This is a genomic window from Nocardia farcinica, from assembly GCF_029867845.1.
GTDB classification, from domain to species: Bacteria; Actinomycetota; Actinomycetes; order Mycobacteriales; family Mycobacteriaceae; genus Nocardia; species Nocardia farcinica_A.
Genome location: NZ_JARWRU010000417.1, coordinates 1 through 3,822, shown reverse-complemented (window position 1 = coordinate 3,822; position 3,822 = coordinate 1). Strand labels below are relative to the sequence as shown.

Annotated in this window: 3 protein-coding genes; all 3 read left to right on the top strand. The window is 70.5% G+C overall.

Features of this window, described 5'->3' with window-relative positions:
* Positions 1-1,315 (top strand): glutamate synthase-related protein (locus QH283_RS08925; RefSeq protein WP_280502547.1); only part of this gene is annotated, 1,315 nt, incomplete at its 5' end.
* Positions 1,316-1,374: 59 nt separating this feature from the next.
* Entirely contained in the window at positions 1,375-2,844 is a 1,470-nt protein-coding gene (locus tag QH283_RS08920; RefSeq protein ID WP_280502546.1) for a glutamate synthase subunit beta, read from the top strand.
* Positions 2,845-3,192: 348 nt separating this feature from the next.
* Positions 3,193-3,822, top strand: a 630-nt coding sequence (locus QH283_RS08915; RefSeq protein WP_280502545.1) for a cutinase family protein, incomplete at its 3' end; no start/stop codon positions are given.

The window sequence follows — 3,822 nt, the reverse complement described above, 5'->3', positions numbered from 1 at the left end:
GCTCAACGGCCTGCGCGATCGCATCGTGGTCCAGGTCGACGGCCAGATGAAGACCGGCCGCGACGTCATGATCGCCGCGCTGCTCGGCGCCGAGGAGTACGGCTTCGCCACCGCTCCGCTGGTCGTCTCCGGCTGCGTCATGATGCGCGTGTGCCACCTGGACACCTGTCCGGTGGGTGTGGCCACCCAGAACCCGGTGCTGCGCGAGCGCTTCACCGGCAAGCCCGAGTTCGTGGTCAACTTCTTCGAGTTCATCGCCGAAGAGGTCCGCGAGCTGCTGGCCCAGCTGGGCTTCCGCACCCTGGACGAGGCCATCGGCCGGGTCGATCTGCTCGACACCACCAAGGCCAAGCAGCACTGGAAGGCCAGCAAGCTCGACCTGTCGCCGATCCTCGACGACATCGAGACCGCCTTCATGTTCCAGGACCGCCGCTGCACCAAGACCCAGGACCACGGCCTGGACCGGGCGCTGGACCTCGAGCTGATCGAGCAGGCGCGCGACGCGCTGGAGCGCGGCAAGCCGGTCAAGATCGAAACCAAGATCACCAATGTGAACCGCACGGTCGGCACCATGCTCGGCCACGAGGTGACCAAGCTCTACGGTGGCGCGGGCCTGCCCGACGACACCATCGACATCACCTTCACCGGTTCGGCGGGCAACAGCTTCGGCGCCTTCGTGCCCGCGGGCATCACCCTGCGCGTGCAGGGCGACGCCAACGACTACGTGGGCAAGGGCCTGTCCGGCGGCCACCTGGTGGTGCGCCCGGCGCCGAACGCCCCCGAGGGCTTCGTCGCCGAGAACAACATCATCGCGGGCAACGTGATCCTGTTCGGCGCGACCAGCGGCAAGGCGTTCATCAGCGGCGTCGTCGGCGAGCGCTTCGCGGTCCGCAACTCGGGCGCGACCGCGGTGGTCGAGGGCGTGGGCGACCACGGCTGCGAGTACATGACCGGCGGTCGCGTGGTCATCCTCGGCAAGACCGGCCGCAACTTCGGCGCCGGCATGTCCGGCGGCGTCGCGTTCGTCTACGACCCGGACGGCACCTTCGCCACCCAGGTCAGCCCGGAGCAGCGCGAGGCGCTCGAGCAGCTGGCGGGCGACGACTTCACCTGGCTGCGCGACACCATCACCGAGCATCGCGACAAGACCGGTTCCGCGGTGGCCGATCGCATTCTCAGCGATTGGTCGCAGCAGGTGAACCACTTCGTGAAGGTCATGCCGCGCGAATACAAGAAGGTTCTGCTCGCCATCTCCGAGGCCGAAAAGGCCGGGAAGGATGTCGACGAGGCGATCATGGAGGCCGCTCGTGGCTGAAGTGAGACGCGGTCAAGACGTCGGCGAGTTGTTGACAGGCGAGAGGACGGTGGCCGCACGTGGCTGATCCGCAGGGATTTCTGAAGCACACCAAGCGGGAGCTGCCCGCCCGGCGCCCGGTTCCGCTGCGGCTGCTGGACTGGAAAGAGGTCTACGAGGACAAGTTCTCGCACGAGACCCTGCAGACCCAGGCCAGCCGCTGCATGGACTGCGGTATCCCGTTCTGCCACAACGGCTGTCCGCTGGGGAACCTGATCCCCGAGTGGAACGACCTGGTCTACAAGGACCGCTGGCGCGACGGCATCGACCGCCTGCACGCGACCAACAACTTCCCGGAGTTCACCGGGCGGCTGTGCCCGGCGCCGTGTGAGGCGTCCTGCGTGCTCGGCATCAACCAGGATCCGGTCACGATCAAGCAGGTCGAGGTCGAGATCATCGAGAACGCCTTCGACGAGGGCTGGGTGACCCCGGTCTACCCGACCCGCCTGACCGGCAAGAAGGTCGCCGTCGTCGGCTCCGGCCCGGCAGGCCTGGCCGCCGCCCAGCAGCTGACCCGCGCGGGCCACACCGTGACGGTGTTCGAGCGCGCCGACCGCATCGGCGGCCTGCTGCGCTACGGCATCCCGGAATTCAAGATGGAGAAGCGCTTCATCGACCGCCGCCTGGCGCAGATGGAGGCCGAGGGCACCATCTTCCGCACCGGCGTGAACGTGGGCGTCGACATCACCGCCGAGGAGCTGCGCGAGCAGTTCGACGCGGTGGTGCTGGCCGGCGGCGCCACCCAGGCCCGCGACCTGCCGATCCCCGGCCGCGAGCTGAAGGGCATCCATCAGGCGATGGAGTTCCTGCCCTGGTCCAACCGGGTGCAGCTCGGCGATCCGGTGACCGACGAGGAGGGGCTGCCGCCCATCCACGCCAAGGGCAAGAAGGTCGTCATCATCGGCGGCGGCGACACCGGCGCGGACTGCCTCGGCACCTCGCACCGGCACGGCGCGGTCTCGGTGCACCAGTTCGAGATCATGCCGCGTCCGCCGGAGGAGCGCGCCGCGTCGACGCCGTGGCCGACCTACCCGCTGATGTACCGGGTGTCCTCGGCCCACGAGGAGGGCGGCGAGCGGGTGTTCTCGGTCAACACCGAGCGCTTCGTCGGCAAGGACGGTCACGTCACCGGCCTGGAGGCGCACGAGGTCAAGATGGTCAACGGCCGCTTCGAGAAGGTCGAGGGCACCGACTTCACCCTGGAAGCGGACCTGGTGCTGCTGGCCATGGGCTTCGTCGGCCCGGAGAAGGCCGGTCTGCTGACCGACCTCGGCGTCGGCTACGACCAGCGCGGCAACGTGCAGCGCGACAAGAACTGGGCCACCAACGTGCCCGGTGTCTTCGTCGCGGGCGACATGGGCCGCGGCCAGTCGCTGATCGTGTGGGCCATCGCCGAGGGCCGCGCGGCGGCCTCGGCGGTCGACAAGTTCCTCGAGGGCGACACCGCGCTGCCCGCGCCGATCACCCCCACCATGGTGGCCCAGCGCTGAGCTGACCACCGCCGCCCCGGTCCGAGACCGGCCCGGCGGCACACGCCAAACACGGGACGCCCGTGGACGATCCGTCCACGGGCGTTTTCGCGTCCGGCGGACCGCGCACGCGCACAGGCGGTTCCGTCGCCGCCGCGCGCCGCCGCCGGACAGCGCGGACGACGAATCCGCCATCCGAATGGCGAGCGCGGCGCAAGGGTCTTAAGGTGATCACGATCAACGGCGATCCCCGGGGCGGAGGGCCCGATCATCCGCCGGCGTGCCGTCACGAATTCCCCGGGGTCGAGCGGGATCAGCTGAACGTGTCGGGGCTGCCCCCACGCGGGGCACGGGGCGAACTGGAGCAGCATGGGTTGGAAGAAGTTGGTCGCCGGGCTCGGTGCCTCGGCGGCGATCGCCTCCGGTCTGATGGTGGGTGGCGCGGCCACGGCGACGGCCGCACCCTGCCCGAGCCTGTATGTCGTCGCGATTCCCGGCACCTGGGAGACCGGCCACGACAAGCAGCCTCAGCCGGGCATGCTGTCGGGCGTCACCAGGGGCCTGCCGCGCAATGTCGAGGTCGACTACGTGACCTACGCGGCCACCGCCTTCCCCTGGGAGGGCGAGGTCTACGGCAATTCCAAGAAGGAGGCCGTGTCCAACGCCCGCGGCCTGCTCAGCCGGATGGCGCTGCGCTGCGGCGACACCAGGATGGCGGTGGTGGGCTACAGCCAGGGCGCCGACGCCGCCGGTGATCTCGCCGCCGAGATCGGCACCGGCCTGGGTGCGGTACCCGCCGACAAGATCGCCGGCGTCGGCCTGATCTCGGATCCGCGCCGTTCGCCCGGCGACATCCAGGTCGGTCCGCCCGCCCCCGGCGCGGGCGCGGGCGGCCCCCCCCCCCGCGGGGTGGGCGGGGGCGCCGCCCGGGGGGGCGCCCACAGCGCCGGGGGCGGCCGCGACAGCGCCACCGCCCCCGCCCCTTTAGGGCCCCCCCTG